The sequence below is a fragment of the Lysobacter cavernae genome (assembly GCF_042648505.1).
GTDB classification, from domain to species: Bacteria; Pseudomonadota; Gammaproteobacteria; order Xanthomonadales; family Xanthomonadaceae; genus Lysobacter_L; species Lysobacter_L cavernae.
On record NZ_JBHRXK010000006.1, the window covers coordinates 100,576 to 118,203 of the forward strand.

A 17,628-nucleotide genomic window follows, 5' to 3' on the forward strand; every position below is an offset into this window, starting at 1 on the left:
CCAGCTCCGTCGCGCCGCCTCGCGCGGCTGCCGTGGACTCTAGCGCGGCGGCGTCAACACCACGTCGGCGCCGCCACGTCGCCACACCAGGCAGCGGTTGTGGGCCGGCATCGCCACGTCCTCGACCAGGCGCAGGCCGATCGCCCGCGCCAGCGCATCGACCGCCTCGAAATCGCGGATGCCCGAGGCCGGATCGCGTGCCTTCAGCCAGCCGTCGAACTCACGGTTGCTGTCGCTGGTGCAGGCGCCGTGGTAGTTGAACGGCCCGTACACCGCGACCACCGCATCCTCGGCCAGCACGCCGTCGAGCCCGGCGAAGCAGGCCTCGGCCTGTGGCCAGGCCATGATGTGCAGCGTGTTGGCGCTGAACGCCGCATCGAAACGGCCGCCCTCGCCGCTCGCACGCGGCCACGGTCCGCTGGTCACGTCGAGCGCAACCGGCGCTGGCGTATTGGCCAGCGCCGCGTCTTCCAGCCACAGGCGGATGCCCGGCAACGCCTCGGCGCGATCACTGCATTGCCAGCGCAGCCACGGCAGCGCCGCGGCGAAATACACCGCGTGCTGGCCGGTGCCGCTGCCCACTTCGAGCACCTGCCGTCGATCGCGGAAATGGCGCTGCAGCACCGCCAGGATGGGGTCGCGGTTGCGGTCGCAGGCGGGGGCGTAGGGCTTCAACCCGCTTCTCCTTCACCCGAGCGGGCGTCATCGTGCATGCGCGGACTCTAGCGCCGGGGCGCCAAGGCCGCGACCGGGTGGTTCCACTTCGCACTTCCACGATCCCACGGTCGCCATCTAGCCCGAACGTCACTTGACGACCCGCAACCCCCTCCGCACAGTCCGAAAGGCTTTGCCGTCTTCTCTGTCCGCTGCATCGTCCTATGCCTGCGGGCCCATCTGGGGGTACAACAACAATGGATAGACGTTCTTTCCTGACCATGTCCGGCATCGGTGTCGCCGGGCTGATGCTGCCGTTCGGCCGCGCCATCGCCGCCGAGGCGCTGCTGGTGCCGCTCGACGTCGCCAAGAAGAAGGCCCTGGCCGATGCCGCACTGGCCGCGGCGACCGCATCGGGCGCCTCGTACTGCGACGTGCGCATCGGCCGCTACCTGCGCCAGTTCGTGATCACGCGCGAGGACAAGGTCCAGAACGTGGTCAACACCGAGTCGACCGGCATCGGCATCCGCGTGCTGGTCAACGGTGCCTGGGGCTTCGCCGCCACCAACGAGCTGGGCACCGCCGGCGTGGCCAAGGCCGCGCAGCAGGCCGCCGCGATCGCCAAGGCCAACGCCAAGATGCAGACCGCGCCGGTGCAGCTGGCCAAGGCGCCGGGCGTCGGCGAGGTGTCGTGGAAGACGCCGATCAAGAAGAACGCGATGGAAGTGCCGCTCAAGGACAAGGCCGACCTGCTGCTCGGCGTCAATGCCGCCGCGATCAACGCCGGCGCCAGCTTCGTCAACTCGATGCTGTTCCTGGTCAATGAGCAGAAGTACTTCGCCTCCACCGACGGCAGCTACATCGACCAGGACGTGCACCGGATCTGGGCGCCGATGACGGTGACCGCGATCGACAAGGCCAGCGGCAAGTTCCGCACCCGCGAGGGCCTGTCCTCGCCGATGGGCCTGGGTTTCGAGTACCTCGACGGCGACAAGGCCGGCAAGTTCGTCTCGCCCAACGGCGTGGTCAACTACGGCCTGTCCTACGACATGTTGGAAGATGCGGTCGCCGCGGCCAAACAGGCCAAGGCCAAGCTGACCGCGCCGTCGGTGAAGCCGGGCAAGTACGACCTGGTGCTCGACCCGTCGCACACCTGGCTGACCATCCACGAGTCGGTCGGCCATCCGCTCGAACTCGACCGCGTGCTCGGCTACGAGGCCAACTACGCAGGCACCAGCTTCGCCACGCTCGACAAGCGCGAGCAGCGCTTCCAGTACGGCAGCGACCTGGTCAACCTCTTCGCCGACAAGACCCAGCCGGGCAGCCTCGGCGCGGTCGCTTACGACGACGAAGGCGTGAAGACCAAGAAGTGGGACCTGATCAGCAACGGCAAGCTGGTGGACTACCAGACCATCCGCGACCAGGCCCACATCCTCGGCAAGACCGAATCCGACGGCTGCTGCTACGCCGATTCGTGGTCGAGCGTGCAGTTCCAGCGCATGGCCAACGTCTCGCTGGCGCCTGGCAAGAGCAAGCTCAGCGTCGCCGACATGGTCAAGGACGTCGAGAACGGCATCTACATCATCGGCGACGGTTCGTTCTCGATCGACCAGCAGCGCTACAACGCCCAGTTCGGTGGCCAGTTGTTCTACGAGATCAAGAACGGCCAGATCACCCGACAGATCGAGGACGTGGCTTACCAGATCCGCACGCCGGAGTTCTGGAACGCCTGCGTCGCCGTCTGCGACGACAGCGACTACCGCCTGGGTGGCTCCTTCTTCGACGGCAAGGGCCAGCCGGGCCAGGTCTCGGCTGTCTCGCACGGCTCGAGCACGGCGCGCTTCAACGGCATCAACGTCATCAACACCGCCCGCAACCTCGGCTGACCGGCGCCAGGAGACTTACGAATGAGCATTCTTACCGAAGAGCAGGCCAAGGCCATCCTCGACAAGGTCATCAAGCTGTCCAAGGCCGACCAGTGCACCGCGTCGCTGACCGGTTCGATCGACGGCAACATCCGTTTCGCGCTGAACAACATCTCCACCAGCGGCATCGTCAGCAACACCGACCTGGCCGTGGAAGTGGCGTTCGGCAACCGCGTTGGTACCGCCACCATCAACGAGTTCGACGATGCCGCGCTGGAGCGCGTGGTGCGCCGGGCCGAGGACCTGGCCAAACTGGCGCCGGAAAACCCGGAGTTCATGCCGGCGATCGACAAGCAGAGCTACAAGGCCAGCCCGACCTTCAGCGCGTCGACCGCAGCGATCACGCCGGAGCAGCGCGCCCAGATCGCCGCTGCTTCGATTGCGCCGTGCAAGGCCGAAAAGCTCATCGCCGCCGGCTTCCTCGAGGACGGCCAGAGCTTCGTCGCCTTCGCCAACTCCAAGGGCAACTTCGGCTACCAGCAGGCCACCGCATTCAACTACACCTGCACGGTGCGCACCGAAGACGGCCGCGGCTCGGGCTGGGTCGGCCGCAACGTCAAGGACGCGTCCGACTTCAAGGCCGACAGCGACATCCGCACCGCGATGCGCAAGGCCACCGAGTCGGCCGAAGCCAAGGCGCTGGAGCCGGGCAAGTACACCGTGATCCTGGAGCCGGCCGCGGCCGCCGGCCTGATCTCGTTCATGATGAACTTCTTTGACGCGCGCCAGGCCGATGAAGGCCGCAGCTTCCTGTCGAAGAAGGGCGGCGGCAACAAGCTCGGCGAGCAGGTCTACGATCCGCGCGTCAACATCAGCGCCGACCCGTGGGACGAGCGCGCGTCGGTGATGCCGTGGGACAGCGAGGGCCTGCCGCGCGAGAAGACCGCGATCATCGAGAACGGCAAGGTGTCGTACCTGCAGTACTCGCGTTACTGGGCCAAGAAGCAGGGCAAGCGTGCGGTCGGCGAGCCGGGCAACCTGCTGATGGCCGGTGGCGACAAGACCACCGCGCAGCTGGTCGCGGGCACGCAGAAGGGCATCCTGGTCACGCGCACCTGGTACATCCGCATGGTCGATCCGCAGACCGTGCTGCTGACCGGCCTGACCCGCGACGGCACCTTCTACATCGAGAATGGCGTCATCAAGCACCCGGTGAAGAACTTCCGATTCAACGAGTCGCCGGTGATCATGCTCAACAACATCGAGGAGCTCGGCAAACCGGTGCGTGTGTCCGGCGACGAGTCCTCGTTCGTGATGATGATTCCGCCGATGAAGCTGCGCGACTTCACCTTTACCTCGCTCTCGGATGCGGTCTGATCAGCAATGCAACGCCGGGATTTCCTGAGTTCCACCGGCCTGGGCCTTGCCGCGATGCTGCTGCCATTCGGCCGCAGCATCGCCGCCGAGGCACTGCTCGAACCGGTTGATGGTGCGCGTCGTCGGCTGCTTTCCGACGCCGCGCTGACGGCCGCCCGTGGCGCCGGTGCGCAGTATTGCGACGTGCGCATCGGGCGTTACCTGCGTCAGTCGGTGATCACCCGCGAAGCGCGGGTCGAGAACATCGTCAACGGCGAGTCCTCCGGGGTCGGTGTACGCGTGCTGGTCGACGGCGCCTGGGGCTTCGCCGCCACCAACGTCGCGACGACCGATTCGGTCGCCGCGGTAACCCGTCAGGCCGCCGCGATCGCGAAGGCCAACTCGCGCCACCAGACAAAGCGCGTCGAACTGGCGCCGACGCGCGGTGTCGGCGAAGTGCGCTGGGCCACGCCGATCCGCAAGAACGCGATGGCGGTGCCGATCAAGGAGAAGGTCGACCTGTTGCTGGGCGTCAACGCGGCGGCGATGAAGGCCGGTGCGGACTTCTTCAACTCGACCCTGTTCCTGATCAACGAGCAGAAGTACTTCGCCTCCACCGACGGCAGCTACATCGACCAGGACGTGCATCGCATCTGGTTGCCGACCACGGCCACCGCGATCGACAAGGCCAGCGGCAAGTTCCGTACCCGCAACGGCCTGTCGGCACCGATGGGCATGGGCTACGAGTACCTGGATGCCGACCCGGCGGGCAAGTTCGCCCTGCCCGGTGGCGTGACCGCATACGGCCGCAGCTACGACGTCATGGAAGACGCGGTGGCCAGTGCCCGTGATGCCCGTGCCAAGCTCAAGGCGCCATCGGTCAAGCCGGGCAAGTACGACCTGGTGATCGACCCGTCCAACCTGTTCCTGACCATTCACGAGAACGTCGGCCACCCGCTCGAGCTCGACCGCGTGCTCGGCTACGAGGCCAACTACGCCGGCACCAGCTTCGCCACGCTCGACAAGCGCGAGCAGGGTTACAGGTTTGGCAGCGACATCGTCAATTTCGTCGCCGACAAGACGCGCCCCGGCAGCCTCGGCGCGGTCGGCTACGACGACGAGGGCGTCAAGACCCGGCAGTGGGACCTGATCCGCAACGGTGTGCTGGTCGATTACCAGGCCACGCGCGACGAAGCGCATATCCTCGGCCACAGCGAGTCGCACGGTTGCAGCTACGCCGATTCGTGGTCGAGCGTGCAGTTCCAGCGCATGGCCAACGTCAGCCTGATGCCGGGCAAGACGCCGCTGAGCGTGGCCGAGATGATCAAGGACGTCGAGCACGGCTTGTACGTGCATGGCCGCGGCTCGTACTCGATCGACCAGCAGCGCTACAACGCCCAGTTCGGCGGGCAGCTGTTCTACGAGATCAAACAGGGCAAGGTCACCGGCCTGGTCGAGGACGCGGCCTACCAGATCCGCACGCCGGAATTCTGGAACGCCTGCACGGCGATCTGCGACGAGCGCGATTTCCGCCTGTACGGGTCGTTCTTCGACGGCAAGGGCCAGCCCAGCCAAGTCTCGGCGGTCTCGCACGGCGCCAGCACGGCGCGCTTCGACGGCATCAACATCATCAATACCGCCCGGTCGATATGAACCGGGCGCAGTTCCTCCGCCTGGTACTGGCAGGCGCGGCGGGGGCCGTGCTGTCGCCGCTGGCGCGGGCGGCAGGAGCTGAGTACGACTTCTGGCTGACCCGGCTCAAGTACGACTCCGGCGACTGGGACGTCGACCAGCGCATGCCGGCCAACCTGATCACCTCGCTGATCGACTACACCAGCCTGCGCGTCGACCCGAAGGAGCACGTGCTGGCGCTGGCCGATCCGAAGATGCTGACGGCACCGTTCTGCTATCTGGCCGGGCACAAGCTGGTCGAGTTCAACCCGGACGAGCGCCGCAACTTCGAGCGCTACGTGCGCAACGGCGGCTTCGTCTTCGTCGACGACTGCAACCATGACATCGACGGCCTGTTTGCCAAGTCGTTCGAAGCGCAGATGGGTTCGATCTTCGGGCCGAAAGCGCTGAAGAAGCTGCCCAACACGCACCCGCTGTACCGCAGCTTCTTCGAGTTCAAGGACGGCCCGCCGGCGACCGGCTTCGAGCTCAATGGCTGGGGTGACGACATCGTCCACGACTACCTGCAAGGGATCGAGATCGACGGCCGCCTCGGCGTGCTCTACAGCAACAAGGACTATGGCTGCGAGTGGGATTACGACTGGCGCAACAAGCGCTTCCTGGCCGAAGACAACACCAGGTTCGCGGTGAATATCGTGATGTATGCGTTGAACAGCTGACAATGAATGCATCCAGCCCTCTCACGTCGTCATTCCCGCGAAGGCGGGAACCCAGCGACGTTGCATTTGCGTTGGGGCTGGCGGCGAAGGCGGATGACGCGAAGAGCAAAGACACTGGGTTCCCGCCTTCGCGGGAATGACGGTTCCAGATAACCAGGACCTGCAATGAACAACACCCCATCCGAAACCGACATCCAGGCCCAGCTCGCAAAACTCGGCACGCTACGCAGCGCCATCGCCCAGGCCATCGTTGGCCAGGACGCCGTGGTCGAGCAGCTGCTGATCGGCCTGCTCGCCGGCGGCCACTGCCTGCTCGAAGGCGTGCCCGGCCTGGGCAAGACGCTGCTGGTGCGCTCGCTCGGGCAGGCGCTGGAGCTGCAGTTCCGGCGCGTGCAGTTCACCCCCGACCTGATGCCCAGCGACATCCTCGGCACCGAACTGCTGGAGGAAGACCACGGCACCGGCCACCGCCATTTCCGCTTCCAGCCGGGCCCGATCTTCACCAACCTGCTGCTCGCCGACGAGCTCAACCGCACCCCGCCGAAGACGCAGGCGGCACTGCTGGAGGCGATGCAGGAACGCACCGTCAGCTACGCCGGCGTGACCCACACGCTGCCGGCACCGTTCTTCGTGCTGGCCACGCAGAACCCGCTCGAGCAGGCCGGCACCTACCCGCTGCCCGAGGCGCAACTCGACCGCTTCCTGCTGCACATCCGCGTCGACTACCCGAGCGAGCGCGAGGAGCACGACATCCTCAGCGCAACCACCGGCACGCATCACGCGCAGGTGCCGCAGGTGATGCACGGCGAGGAAGTGCTGGCGCTGCAGGCGCGGGTGCGCGAGGTGCACCTGGGCGAGGATCTGCTGAGCTGGATCACGCGACTGGTGCGCGCCAGCCGCCCGAGCGAGACCGCGCCGGGCGAAGTGCGGCAGTGGGTGCGCTGGGGCGCCGGCCCGCGTGCCGGGCAGTCACTGGTGCTGGCGGCGAAGGCGCGTGCGCTGCTGCACGGGCGACTGGCGGCGACCCGCGAGGACATCGTCGCGCTGGCCGCGCCGGTGATGCGCCACCGCCTGCTGCTGTCGTTCGCCGCCGAGGCCGAGCAGAAAAGCGCCGACGACGTGATCGCCGCACTGCTGCGCACCGTGCCGTTCGCCGCCTGAGCGCAACCGCTGCATGACCATCGCCTCGACCATCGCCGACTTCATCCCGCCTCCGGTGCGCGCGCGGCTGAAAGACCTGCGCCTGACCTCGCGCCGCGCGGTCGGCCTGCAGGGCCTCGGTCTGCACCACAGCCGCAGCCGCGGCGCCGGCCTCGAGTTCGCCCAGTACCGCGCCTACGAGCCCGGCGACGAGCTGCGCCAGGTCGACTGGAAGCTGTACGCGCGCTCCGACCGCTTCTTCGTCCGTGAGGCCGAGCGCGAGAGCCCGCTGGCGGTGTGGCTATTACTCGACGCGACCGCCTCGATGGCGCAGGAAGACGCCGCGCGCCCCGGCTGGTCGCGGCTGGCGGCCGCCAAGGGCCTGGCCGCGTGCGTGGCCGAGCTCGCATTGCACCAAGGCGACCGCTTCGGCCTGGTCGCGCTACGCGGCGACGGCGTGCGCCTGCTCGCACCCGGCAGCGGCGTGCGTCAGCGCGATCGCTTCCTGCTCGAGCTGCACGCGCTGTCGGCGCACGGTGCGTGGCCGACGCCGGAACAGCTGCGGCCGCTGTGGGAGCGCATCGGCGCCGGCGATCTGGTCGTGCTGCTCAGCGACGTATTCGATGACGGTGCGATCACGGTCGCCGAACGATTGGCGGCAGCGCGGCGCGAAGTGCTGGCCATCCAGATCCTGACCGCCGAGGAGCGCGACTTCCCGTTCGCCGGCGGCCACCGTTTCCGCGATCCGGAGACCGGCGAGGAGCTGCTCGGCGACGGCGCGACGATGCGCGGTGAGTTTCTGACCCGCTTCGCCGCCGCGCGCCAGGCCTTGCACGCGCGCCTGGACACCAGCGGCATCCGCCACGCGCAGTACGTACTCGACCAGGCCCTCGACCTGCCGCTGCGGCGCCTGTTCGGTGCGCGCGGTTTTGATGAGCGCGGCGCCGCGGAGTACGCGTGAGCGTGCCCGCATGAATCCGGCTTTCTTCGGACTTGGATTCCTGCTGCCGGCGGCATTCGCCGCGCTCGCGGCGGTGCTGCTGCCGCTGCTGATCCACCTGGCGCGGCGCAGCGAGCAGCGCCCGACCGCGTTCGCCGCGCTGCGCTGGCTGCGGCAGAAGCCCAAGCCACGTCATCGCATCCGCTTCGACGAATGGCCGCTGCTGCTGCTGCGCCTGCTGTTGCTGATCCTGCTGGCGCTGCTGATGGCCAAGCCGGTGCTGTTCGGCAGCCAGAGCCATGCGCCTTACGTCGCGGTCGCACCGGGTGTGGATGCGACGCAGGCGCGCGCGTCGCTCCACGCGCCCGATGCACGCTGGCACTGGCTTGCGCCGGACTTCCCCGCGCTGAAGGCCACTGCGCCCTCGTCGCCTGCGCCGGTCAGCAGCCTGCTGCGCGAACTGGACGCGAGCCTGCCGGCCGACGTGCCGCTGACCGTATTCGTTCCGTCGCGACTCGACAGCGTGGACGGTCAGCGCGTGGCATTGAGTCGCAAGGTCGACTGGCGGGTGCTCCCTGTGCGCACGGCGATACCTGCCGCTGCGCCAGTGACCACCGTACCGGCGCCGATCGTCAGGCACGCCCCACAGCGCGGGCCGTCGTTGCGTTACCTGCGCGCGGCCTTCACCGCATGGCGCCCGGCCAACGCGCCCGCGTCGGGCTTCGACATCGTCCCGATGACGCAGCCACTGCCGCGCGACGCGCGCCAGCTCGTCTGGCTGGTGCCAGGCGAGTTGCCCGGTCCCGTGCGGGACTGGATACGCGCCGGCGGAATCGCGCTGGTCGATGCACAGGCGCGCATCGACGACCTGCCGCCAACGGTGCCGATGTGGCGCGACGACAACGGCGACGTGCTGGTCGATGGCGCCGCGTACGGTCGCGGGCGGCTGATGCGCCTGCATCGCGCGCTCGTGCCGGAGGCGATGCCGCAACTGCTCGACCCCACCTTCCCGACGCACCTGCGCGCGTTGTTCGAGCCACCCGCGGTGGCACCCGCGCGCGTTGCCGCATCGGAGCACGCGCCGACAACCGGCGCTGCCGCATCCACGCCGCCACCGCGCGACCTGCAGCCCTGGTTGATCCTGCTGATCGCCGCCGTCTTCATGCTTGAGCGTTGGCTGGCGACGGGGCCGCGACGGGCGGTGGCGCCATGACGGCCGCATTGCTGCTGCGCAACGCGCTGCGCACCGCACGGCAGCGCCGCGCGCTCGACATCGCATGGCGCGCATTGCCGTGGTTGCTGGCTGCAGCCACGCTGGCGTTGCGGTTGTCCGGCAGCGCCACGGCCATCGCGGTGCTGCTGGCGGGCGCAGTCGCGCTGGTCGTCGTCGCGCTTTATCTTGCGCGTCGCCTCGACACGCGCTGGCTGGTGCGCGAGCTCGACGCGCAGCGTCGCGACCTTGAAGACAGCTCGGACCTCCTCTTTGCATCCGAATCGTCGTTGACCGGGCTGGAGCGCCTGCAGCGCGCACGCCTGCAGCAACGGCTGCAGGCCTCGGGCGCACCGGACCTGCGGCCACGCTGGTCGACACGTGCCATCGTCGTCGGTGCGATCCTCGCGACCCTGGTAATTGCGGCCATCGTGTCCTGGCCATCGCGACCGCAGGCCGCATTCGATAACGTGCTCGCGCACGTCACCGGCGAAGCCGCCGCGCCGACCCACACGCGCATGCTCGAACAGCGTCTGCAGGTGACGCCGCCCGCGTACACGCGGCAGCCGGCGCGCGAGGAGCGCGGCCTCGACGCGAAGGCGCCGCAGGGCACGCGCCTGCAGTGGATGTTCCGCCTTGCACCGCAGCCGACCGTCGCCGCGCTGGTGTTCCACGACGGTCGCCGTGTCGCATTGCGCCGCGTCGGCGAGACATGGCATGGCGAGCACGTGCTGATGAAATCGGCGCTGTACCGCCTCGAACTGCGCGACGCCTTGCCGCTGCGCGAGGCGAAGGCGCACCGCCTCGACGCCATCGCCGACCGGCCGCCGCAGCTGCGCGTGCTCGAACCCGACCGCAGCCTGAGCCTGCTCACGCCCGGCCAGCGCAGCTGGGCGGTCGCGTTCGAGGCCAGCGACGACTACGGCGTCGCGCCCAGCGCGCAATTGCGCATCACCCTGGCCCAGGGCAGCGGCGAGAACATCACCTTCCGCGAGCAGACGATGGCGCTGCACGGTCGCGGCAGCGCCACGGTCAAGCGCTATGCGCAGCGCCTGGAGCTGGCGGCGCTGGGCCTGGCCGCCGGCGACGACCTGATCGTGCAGCTCATCGTCCACGACAACCGCACACCGCAACCGCAGTCCGCGCGCAGTCCGAGCCTGATCCTGCGCTGGCCGTCCGACCTCGGTACGCAGACCACCGGACTGGAAGGCATGGTGAAGAAAGTGCTGCCGGCGTACTTCCGCAGCCAACGCCAGATCATCATCGACGCCGAGGCGCTGCTGAAGCAGAAAAAGAAGCTGGCCGGCGATCACTACCTGCAGCGCAGCGACGAGATCGGCGTCGACCAGCGCCTCCTGCGGCTGCGCTACGGCCAGTTCCTCGGCGAGGAGTCCGACGGCGCGCCGCAGCCGCCACCGACCAACGATGCCGAAGATGCGCACGACGAAAGCCGCGCACCTGACGCCCCGCATGACGAAACCGCCGCGCCGGCGCACGACGACGAACACGCCACGCCCGGTCGCGCGCCGACCTTCGGCGAAGACGCCGCGGTGCTGGAGCAGTACGGCCACACCCACGACCACGCCGAGGCGGCAACGCTGCTCGACCCGGACACCCGCACGATCCTCAAGGCCGCGCTCGACCAGATGTGGCAATCGGAACTCAACCTGCGCCAGGGCCATCCCGAGTTGGCGCTGCCGTACGCGTACCGCGCCCTGAAGCACATCAAGGAAGTGCAGCAGGCCAGCCGCATCTACCTGGCCCGCGTCGGCCCGGAGTTGCCGCCGATCGACGAGAGTCGACGCCTGGGCGGCGACCGCGCCGGCCTCGGCCGCCGCGATGACGCGCTCGTCGCCACGACCGCCGCCGACCCGACGCTGGCGACGCTGTGGCAGGCCCTGGACGAGGCCCCGTCGGCGCCGCGCGGCACGACCGTGGCGGATTTCGATGCGATCGATTTCACTGCGCTGGAACGCTGGCTGCGCGAACACGAGGCGCGCATCGCCGATCCGCTCGCGTTCGTGACGGCGATCGATGCCCTGCGCAACGATCCGGATTGCACGCCCTGTCGCCGCCACCTGCGCGCACTGCTGTGGCCGCTGCTGCCGCGACCGGCCGCGACCGTGCCGCGTCGCGGCGGCGGCGACGCCAGCGGCCGTCGCTATCTCGACGCGCTGCGCCAGGAGGCCACGCAATGAGCGCGCTGACCACGGACCTGCCGGCGTCGGCCCTGCCCTGGCTCGTCGCCGGTCTGCTTGCCCTCGCGGTGGTGCTGGCGAGCGCGCGCCTGCTGTACCGGCAGCTGCGCGGCGATGCCGCGCAGCGCTCGCGCGGCTGGCGCCTGGCGCTGTTGCTGCTGGGCCAGCCACTGTGCGCGGCGCTGCTGTACGCGGCACTGCTGCCGCCGACGCGACCGGGCGAAGCCGGCACGATGGTGGTCGCCACGGCCGGTGCCACCGCCGCACAGCTCGATGCGCGCACGACCGGCGACACCCTGGTCGCCTTGCCCGAGGCGCCGTCGCTGGCGGGCGCTGAACCGGTGCCCGACCTCGCCACCGCCTTGCGGCGTCATCCCGGCACGCAACGTCTGCGCGTGGTCGGCGCGGGACTGGAAGCACGCGATCGCGACGCCGTGCGCGGCCTCGCACTCGCCTTCCAGCCGCCTGCATTGCCGCGCGGGCTGGTCGAGCTGTCCGCGCCGCAACGTGTCGCCGCCGGCGCCGGGTTTTTCATCGGTGGCCGCGCCGCGGCGTTGCCCGGCGGCAGCGCCGAACTGCTCGATCCCACTCTGCAACGCGTCGATCGCGTGGCCTTGCCCGCGGACGGCCGCTTCACGCTCAGCGCGACCGCACGCGTGACCGGGCCGGCCCGCTTCACGTTGCGCCTTCGCCCCGGAGGAAGTCCCCTTGGGGGGCGCGATGCGCAGCAGCAGATCGTCGCCGACACCGGCGTACCGCTGCTGATCACCGCCGACAGCGCCCCGCGCGTGCTGCTGCTGGCTGGCGCGCCCAACCCCGAACTGAAGTACCTGCGGCGCTGGGCCCGCGATGCCGGCCTGCCGCTGCACACCCAGATCAGTGTCGGCGGCGGCCTGCAACTGGGCGATGCACCGATCGCGTTGAACGCGGCCAACCTCGCCCGCTTCGACCTGGTGGTGCTCGACGAACGCGCGTGGTCGGCGCTCGGCGACGCGCCGCGAGCCGCGCTGGTCGAGGCACTGCGCGGCGGGCTGGGGGTAGTGCTGCGCGTGACCGCGGCCTTGTCGGACAACGAGCGCCGCCGGTTGCGGGCGCTGGGTTTCGCACTCGACGCCGGCCGCGACGCGGCCGTGGTGCAGCTGCCTCACACCGCGCGCGACGACGATGCCCAGCGCGCGCGCATCGGCCCGGGCACGCGCGATGCGCCGCGCAGCCGCGATGACGCGATCGCCGAAGCCCCGATGCTGACCCGGCGCGCGGTGCGCCTGGCCGCAACCGATGCCAGCCCGCTGCTGCACGATGCCACCGGCACCTGGCTGGCCGCCTGGCGCGCCGAAGGCCGCGGCCGCATCGCCGTGTCGACCCTGACCGACAGCTACCGGCTGGTGCTGGCCGGGCGCGATGACCTGCACGGCGAGTTGTGGAGCACGGTTTTCGCCACGCTCGCGCGCGCGCAATCCGAGCGCCTCGCCGTCGTCGAAGGCGAGGCCCGCCAGGGCCAGCGCGTCGCGCTGTGCGGCGTCACCGCAGCAGCGCGCGTGGTCACCCCCAGCGGCGCGGCGGTGACGCTGCTGCCCGATCCGAGCACCGGCGCGCGCGCCTGCGCCGGCTTCTGGCCGCGCGAAGCCGGCTGGCATCGGCTGCAGCAAGGCGACCGCGCACAACTGTTCGCCGTGATCGCACACGGCGATGCGCCGGGCCTGCACGCCGCCGCGCTACGCGACGCCACGCTGCGCCTTGCCGGCGCGCCGGGTGGCACGACGGCCGCCGCGCCGGCGCGCCATCCGGGGCCACGCTGGCCGTGGTGGCTGGCGTGGCTGCTGGCAAGCGCGGGCCTGTGGTGGCTGGAGCGTGCCCGCGCCGGCCACGTCGGCGACGCCTCGGCTCGGGCCGCAGATGGGTGACCGCGGAGGGGTACCTGCCGCAGCATCGCCCGGCCGTCGTTTCGTATATTGGCCAGCTGGCCTGCGCCCCGGCGGACCTTCATGCGCCCCACACGTCCGCGGCCACAGGCTGCGGCCACCTGCTCACCTTCCGGAGAAGCCCCATGTCCCGCATCGCCCTGCCCGCCGCCGTCCTGCTGCTGTCCCTTTCCGCCTGCACCAGTGCGCCGCCGGTCGCCGGTGGACCGCAGCCGCCGAGCGGCGTGTGCAATGCCGAAGGCGCGCGCTGGGCGATCGGCTCGGGCGTCAACGATGACGTGGTCAACCGCATCCTGCGCGACACCGGCAGCCGCGACGCGCGCGTGCTGCGCCCGGGCCAGGCGGTGACCATGGACTTCCGCCAGGACCGCGTCAGCATCGACGTCAACGACCGCGGCGCGATCACCGGCATCCGCTGCGGCTAAACCGCCCGCGCAGCGAGCGCGCGGCGATCGACCACGCGTGCCCGCTGCGTTGTCGGCGGCGTGATCGGCGCGGCCTGCGGTCGGGCGCCGTGTCGACGACAAACATCCACTGATGCAGGCGCCCCTGCATGGAGACCCCGATGCGCCGTCCCGTGTGGTTGATCGCCGCGATCGTGCTGCTCGGCCTGTGGGCCTGGAGCCAGCGCACCGACCGCAACGCCGTGCCTTCGCCGCCACCGGCGCCGTCGGAGGCCGTGGCAGTGCGCGACGGCGCCGCGCGCGTGCCCGCACCGGCCGAGCAAGCGCGCTACCCCGCCTTCCTCCCGCGCGAAGCCCACGACGTGCTCGCGCGCATCGCCCGCGGCGGGCCGTACGCCTACCGCCAGGACGGCGGCGTGTTCCAGAACCGCGAGCGGCGCCTGCCCAGGCAGCCGCGCGGCTACTACCGCGAGTACACCGTCGACACGCCGGGTTCGGACGACCGCGGCGCTCGCCGGCTCATCACCGGCGGCGGCATTGCGGGTGAAAGCCCGCCGGTCGAGTACTGGTACAGCGACGACCATTACCGCAGCTTCCGCCGCTTCGCCTGGCCCACCGGAGACGCACCGCCATGAACGCCACCGATTTGCGCTCGGTGCTGGCCGATGCCGAGCACAGCGGCGCCTACTTCGTCGCCGACACCGACACCGAGGCGATGGCGCAGGCCGGAGCCGCGCTTGGTTACGCGGTGCTGCGCATCGACCTGGCCGGCTGCACCGACAAGACCGAGCTGATGCGGCGCTTCGCCACGGCCGGGCAGTTTCCGGGCTGGTTCGGCGGCAACTGGGACGCGCTGGCCGACGTGCTCGGCGACCTGTCGTGGCTGCGCGGCGACGGTTACCTGGTGCTGGTCGAGCACGCCAGCGACTGGCGCGCCGCCCACGGCGAGGACTTCGACACCCTGCTCGACCTGCTCAACGAGGCCGCCTTCCGCTGGGCCGAACAGGACACCGCGTTCTGGGCGCTGCTGCCGTTCCCGGCCGAGCAGCTGGCGGCGCTGGACGACTGAGCCACGGCGAACGCCCCACCGCACGCGTCGCGGTCGTGCCCGTGCTCAGATGCGGTCGTCGATGCCTTTGACGCCGGCCTGCTTGGCGCAGTGCGCGCAGCAATAGAAGACGCCGTCGTGTTCGGCGCCGTGGCCGACGATGCGGCAATCACAGTGCGCGCAGCGCGGCGCCAGCGCGTGGATGGCGCACTCGAACGAATCGAAGGTGCCGCTGCCGCGCGGCATGGTGACGGTGAAGGCCTTGTCGTAGTCGTTGCCGCAGACATCGCACTTGGCCATGGCGCACCTCATCGACCGGGAGAGAGCCGGCAGTGTCGCGCGGGCGGGCGTGATGCCCGGTGAAACCCGGCCCGCTTGCGGCCGGTGCCGCGCCGCCGGTCGGGCGCGGTTCGCAGCGGCGAATGAATATTTTATTTTTCTAACCGTGTCGACGGTAATCGAATAATCGCTGCCGTAGAAAGGACGGGCAACACCGGGAACCGGCGGAACCGGAGGTCGGATCCGTCCACCCGCAGGCAGTGCCAGTGGACCGCTTGCACCGCACGGGTACGACGGTAGGACGACCGTTCCGGGTTCCCACCCTCTCTCATAGACAAGGACATGGATGATGAAAACGTCTTCGATACGGATGATATCTGCAGTGTTGGGCGGGGTATTGGCGTCCAGCGCGATGGCGGCATCGCCGCTGGTGCCGGAGGACCAGGCGCTGGCGACGCGCCTGCAACTCGAGGAAACCCGGCTGCGCCCGCAACGTGCCGCCTTCGCCGGCTACTTCAAGCAGGCGTACGCCCGCTACCCGGCGATCCCGGCCGGCACGCTCGAGGCGATCGCCTACGTGCAGACCCGCTGGGTGCATCTGAGCCCGACGCCGCTCGCGCAAAGCACTAACCATCACCACATGCCACAGGCCTTCGGTGTGATGGGCCTGTACCACGGCGACGGTTTCGCCGATCAGGTCGGCGACGCCGCACGCTTGCTGGCAGTACCGGTGTCGAAAGTGATCAACGACCCGCGCACCAACATCCTCGGCGCCGCGGCGTTGCTTGACCGCGACATCCGCGCCACCAGTACGGCCACGCGGCCCGGTAACGACGAGATCACGCCGGCGCTGGCGCGTTACGCCGGGTTTGCGCCGGGCGTGAGCCAGGTGCAGGACTTCGCCCGCACCGGCTTCGCCTTCGACGTGCTGCTGGCGCAGGACCGCGGCGTCAACGACCGCGGCATCCAGGTGCCCGAGCGCGCGGTGCGGTGGGAGCGTGCGTTCACGCCGAGCCAGCTGGTGCAGCAGCAGGCGCCGTTCGTGCGCCTCGATGTCGAGAACGACAACGTCCTCACCGAACAGTTTTCCATCGACCCGCGCACCGAGACCCTGCGCCGCACGGATACTGGCACCGACGGCCGCGTCCAGGCCGCCGCCACCGACATCGGCATCCTGAGCACCGACTACGGCCCGGCGATCTGGGATCCGGCCAGCGCCTCCAACTACACCGCCTCGCGCAGCCAGGCGGTCAGTGCGGTCACCATCCACACCGCACAGGGCAGCTACGCCGGCACGATCTCGTGGTTCAAGAACGCGGCCGCCAGCGTCAGCGCCCATTACGTGATCCGCAGCTCCGACGGCCAGGTCACGCAGATGGTGCGCAACGCCCACACCGCCTGGCACGTCGGCAACCACAACGGCTACACGCTGGGCATCGAGCACGAGGGCTACGTCAATAACAGCTCGTGGTACACCAGCGCGATGTACAACAGCTCGGCGGCGCTGGTGCGCTCGTTCTGCGCCACCTACAGCGCCATCCCCTGTGCCAGCGCCTACAACGGCGCCGCCAGCAGCGGCATCAATGTGCTGCCAGCCAGCACCAAGATCAAAGGTCACCAGCACTACAGCGGCCAGACCCACACCGACCCCGGCATCAACTGGGACTGGCGCCGTTACTACACCCTGCTCAACCCCGGCAGCGGCGGCACCACCAAGGTGCTCGACGGCTTCGAGAGCAGCGTCGGCCACTTCGACACCAGCCCGGCCTATTCGGGCAGCACCACCGGCATCGCCACGACGTCGACGACCACGCGCGACTGCACCACCCGCAAGAACGGCAGCTGCTCGCTGCGCGTGCTGCTCGAGGACAACAGCGCCACCACCGCCGACTGGGCCGTGCGCCTGCTCTCGTCCAGCGGCAACCCGGCCAGCAACACCGCGCTGACCCGCGCCAACGGCCGGATCGGCTTCTGGGTCTACAGCGGCGGCAGCGGCATGAGCGTGGCGGTCGGCATCGATGACAGCGACGGCACCGAGCGCTCGGTCAGCCGCGCACTGGCGGCCAACACCTGGACCTATGTCGAGTGGAACCTGACCGATGCTGCGCAGTGGGGCGCCTGGGTTGGCGGCAGTGACGGTGCGATCACCGCCGCCACGGTCAAACTCGATGCGATCTGGCTGTACCACGCGCAGACCAGCTACGACGTCAACGTCTACATCGACGACGTGCAGATCAAGAACTGAGGCATCGCCATTGCAG

General features: G+C 69.6%; 15 protein-coding genes. 13 read left to right on the forward strand and 2 right to left on the reverse strand.

The window, feature by feature from the left end:
* Nucleotides 1-39: 39 nt before the first annotated feature.
* Nucleotides 40-675 carry a DUF938 domain-containing protein gene (locus ACFOLC_RS13090; RefSeq protein ID WP_386759702.1) on the reverse strand — a complete coding sequence of 212 codons (636 nt, stop codon included), beginning with the start codon at nt 673-675 and terminating at the stop codon, nt 40-42.
* Nucleotides 676-911: 236 nt separating this feature from the next.
* Here ACFOLC_RS13090 and ACFOLC_RS13095 point away from each other — a divergent pair, with 236 nt between their 5' ends.
* From ACFOLC_RS13095 to ACFOLC_RS13150, 12 genes are all read left to right on the forward strand, one after another.
* Nucleotides 912-2,540, forward strand: coding sequence for a TldD/PmbA family protein (locus ACFOLC_RS13095; RefSeq protein ID WP_386759703.1), 1,629 nt, complete (start codon nt 912-914; stop codon nt 2,538-2,540).
* Between the two features lie 21 nt (nt 2,541-2,561).
* Nucleotides 2,562-3,896: a TldD/PmbA family protein gene (locus ACFOLC_RS13100; protein ID WP_386759704.1), complete on the forward strand. Its 1,335-nt coding sequence runs from the start codon at nt 2,562-2,564 to the stop codon at nt 3,894-3,896.
* Nucleotides 3,897-3,902: 6 nt separating this feature from the next.
* Complete coding sequence (locus tag ACFOLC_RS13105) at nt 3,903-5,528, forward strand: TldD/PmbA family protein (RefSeq protein WP_386759705.1); 1,626 nt, start codon at nt 3,903-3,905, stop codon at nt 5,526-5,528.
* Nucleotides 5,525-6,226, forward strand: coding sequence for a DUF4159 domain-containing protein (locus ACFOLC_RS13110; RefSeq protein WP_386759706.1), 702 nt, complete (start codon nt 5,525-5,527; stop codon nt 6,224-6,226). The genes ACFOLC_RS13105 and ACFOLC_RS13110 overlap by 4 nt, the downstream gene beginning before the upstream one ends.
* Before the next feature lie 165 nt (nt 6,227-6,391).
* A complete protein-coding gene (locus ACFOLC_RS13115) occupies nt 6,392-7,387 on the forward strand; it encodes an AAA family ATPase (protein ID WP_386759707.1) in 996 nt (331 codons plus the stop codon).
* A gap of 13 nt (nt 7,388-7,400) precedes the next feature.
* Nucleotides 7,401-8,327, forward strand: coding sequence for a DUF58 domain-containing protein (locus tag ACFOLC_RS13120; protein WP_386759708.1), 927 nt, complete (start codon nt 7,401-7,403; stop codon nt 8,325-8,327).
* A 10-nt stretch (nt 8,328-8,337) separates the two neighbouring features.
* Complete coding sequence (locus ACFOLC_RS13125; protein WP_386759709.1) at nt 8,338-9,519, forward strand: BatA domain-containing protein; 1,182 nt, start codon at nt 8,338-8,340, stop codon at nt 9,517-9,519.
* A complete protein-coding gene (locus ACFOLC_RS13130) occupies nt 9,516-11,714 on the forward strand; it encodes a hypothetical protein (RefSeq protein ID WP_386759710.1) in 2,199 nt (732 codons plus the stop codon). Before ACFOLC_RS13125 ends, ACFOLC_RS13130 begins: the two co-directional genes overlap by 4 nt.
* Nucleotides 11,711-13,618 (forward strand): carboxypeptidase regulatory-like domain-containing protein, encoded by a 1,908-nt coding sequence (locus ACFOLC_RS13135; RefSeq protein WP_386759711.1) that lies wholly within the window; start codon nt 11,711-11,713, stop codon nt 13,616-13,618. Before ACFOLC_RS13130 ends, ACFOLC_RS13135 begins: the two co-directional genes overlap by 4 nt.
* Before the next feature lie 143 nt (nt 13,619-13,761).
* On the forward strand, nt 13,762-14,061 hold the full coding sequence (locus ACFOLC_RS13140) for an I78 family peptidase inhibitor (RefSeq protein ID WP_386759712.1): 300 nt from the start codon (nt 13,762-13,764) through the stop codon (nt 14,059-14,061).
* A 140-nt stretch (nt 14,062-14,201) separates the two neighbouring features.
* Entirely contained in the window at nt 14,202-14,675 is a 474-nt protein-coding gene (locus tag ACFOLC_RS13145; protein WP_386759713.1) for a ribonuclease domain-containing protein, read from the forward strand.
* Nucleotides 14,672-15,109, forward strand: coding sequence for a barstar family protein (locus ACFOLC_RS13150; RefSeq protein WP_386759714.1), 438 nt, complete (start codon nt 14,672-14,674; stop codon nt 15,107-15,109). Before ACFOLC_RS13145 ends, ACFOLC_RS13150 begins: the two co-directional genes overlap by 4 nt.
* Nucleotides 15,110-15,154: 45 nt before the next feature.
* Here the strand turns inward: ACFOLC_RS13150 and ACFOLC_RS13155 are convergent, their stop codons facing one another.
* Complete coding sequence (locus ACFOLC_RS13155; RefSeq protein ID WP_386759715.1) at nt 15,155-15,388, reverse strand: hypothetical protein; 234 nt, start codon at nt 15,386-15,388, stop codon at nt 15,155-15,157.
* Nucleotides 15,389-15,779: 391 nt separating this feature from the next.
* On the opposite strand from ACFOLC_RS13155, the gene ACFOLC_RS13160 reads away from it, so the two are divergent.
* A complete protein-coding gene (locus ACFOLC_RS13160) occupies nt 15,780-17,612 on the forward strand; it encodes an N-acetylmuramoyl-L-alanine amidase (RefSeq protein ID WP_386759716.1) in 1,833 nt (610 codons plus the stop codon).
* Nucleotides 17,613-17,628: the final 16 nt, after the last annotated feature.

What these genes read in the sequence shown, in the direction of transcription:
- ACFOLC_RS13135 (WP_386759711.1), top strand. Translation starts at nt 11,711, where the DNA reads ATGAGCGCGCTGACCACGGACCTGCCGGCGTCGGCCCTGCCCTGGCTC.
- ACFOLC_RS13115 (WP_386759707.1), top strand. Translation starts at nt 6,392, where the DNA reads ATGAACAACACCCCATCCGAAACCGACATCCAGGCCCAGCTCGCAAAA.
- ACFOLC_RS13125 (WP_386759709.1), top strand. Translation starts at nt 8,338, where the DNA reads ATGAATCCGGCTTTCTTCGGACTTGGATTCCTGCTGCCGGCGGCATTC.
- ACFOLC_RS13120 (WP_386759708.1), top strand. Translation starts at nt 7,401, where the DNA reads ATGACCATCGCCTCGACCATCGCCGACTTCATCCCGCCTCCGGTGCGC.
- ACFOLC_RS13145 (WP_386759713.1), top strand. Translation starts at nt 14,202, where the DNA reads ATGCGCCGTCCCGTGTGGTTGATCGCCGCGATCGTGCTGCTCGGCCTG.
- ACFOLC_RS13130 (WP_386759710.1), top strand. Translation starts at nt 9,516, where the DNA reads ATGACGGCCGCATTGCTGCTGCGCAACGCGCTGCGCACCGCACGGCAG.
- ACFOLC_RS13150 (WP_386759714.1), top strand. Translation starts at nt 14,672, where the DNA reads ATGAACGCCACCGATTTGCGCTCGGTGCTGGCCGATGCCGAGCACAGC.
- ACFOLC_RS13140 (WP_386759712.1), top strand. Translation starts at nt 13,762, where the DNA reads ATGTCCCGCATCGCCCTGCCCGCCGCCGTCCTGCTGCTGTCCCTTTCC.
- ACFOLC_RS13155 (WP_386759715.1), bottom strand. Translation starts at nt 15,388, where the DNA reads ATGGCCAAGTGCGATGTCTGCGGCAACGACTACGACAAGGCCTTCACC.
- ACFOLC_RS13110 (WP_386759706.1), top strand. Translation starts at nt 5,525, where the DNA reads ATGAACCGGGCGCAGTTCCTCCGCCTGGTACTGGCAGGCGCGGCGGGG.
- ACFOLC_RS13100 (WP_386759704.1), top strand. Translation starts at nt 2,562, where the DNA reads ATGAGCATTCTTACCGAAGAGCAGGCCAAGGCCATCCTCGACAAGGTC.
- ACFOLC_RS13160 (WP_386759716.1), top strand. Translation starts at nt 15,780, where the DNA reads ATGGCGGCATCGCCGCTGGTGCCGGAGGACCAGGCGCTGGCGACGCGC.
- ACFOLC_RS13105 (WP_386759705.1), top strand. Translation starts at nt 3,903, where the DNA reads ATGCAACGCCGGGATTTCCTGAGTTCCACCGGCCTGGGCCTTGCCGCG.
- ACFOLC_RS13095 (WP_386759703.1), top strand. Translation starts at nt 912, where the DNA reads ATGGATAGACGTTCTTTCCTGACCATGTCCGGCATCGGTGTCGCCGGG.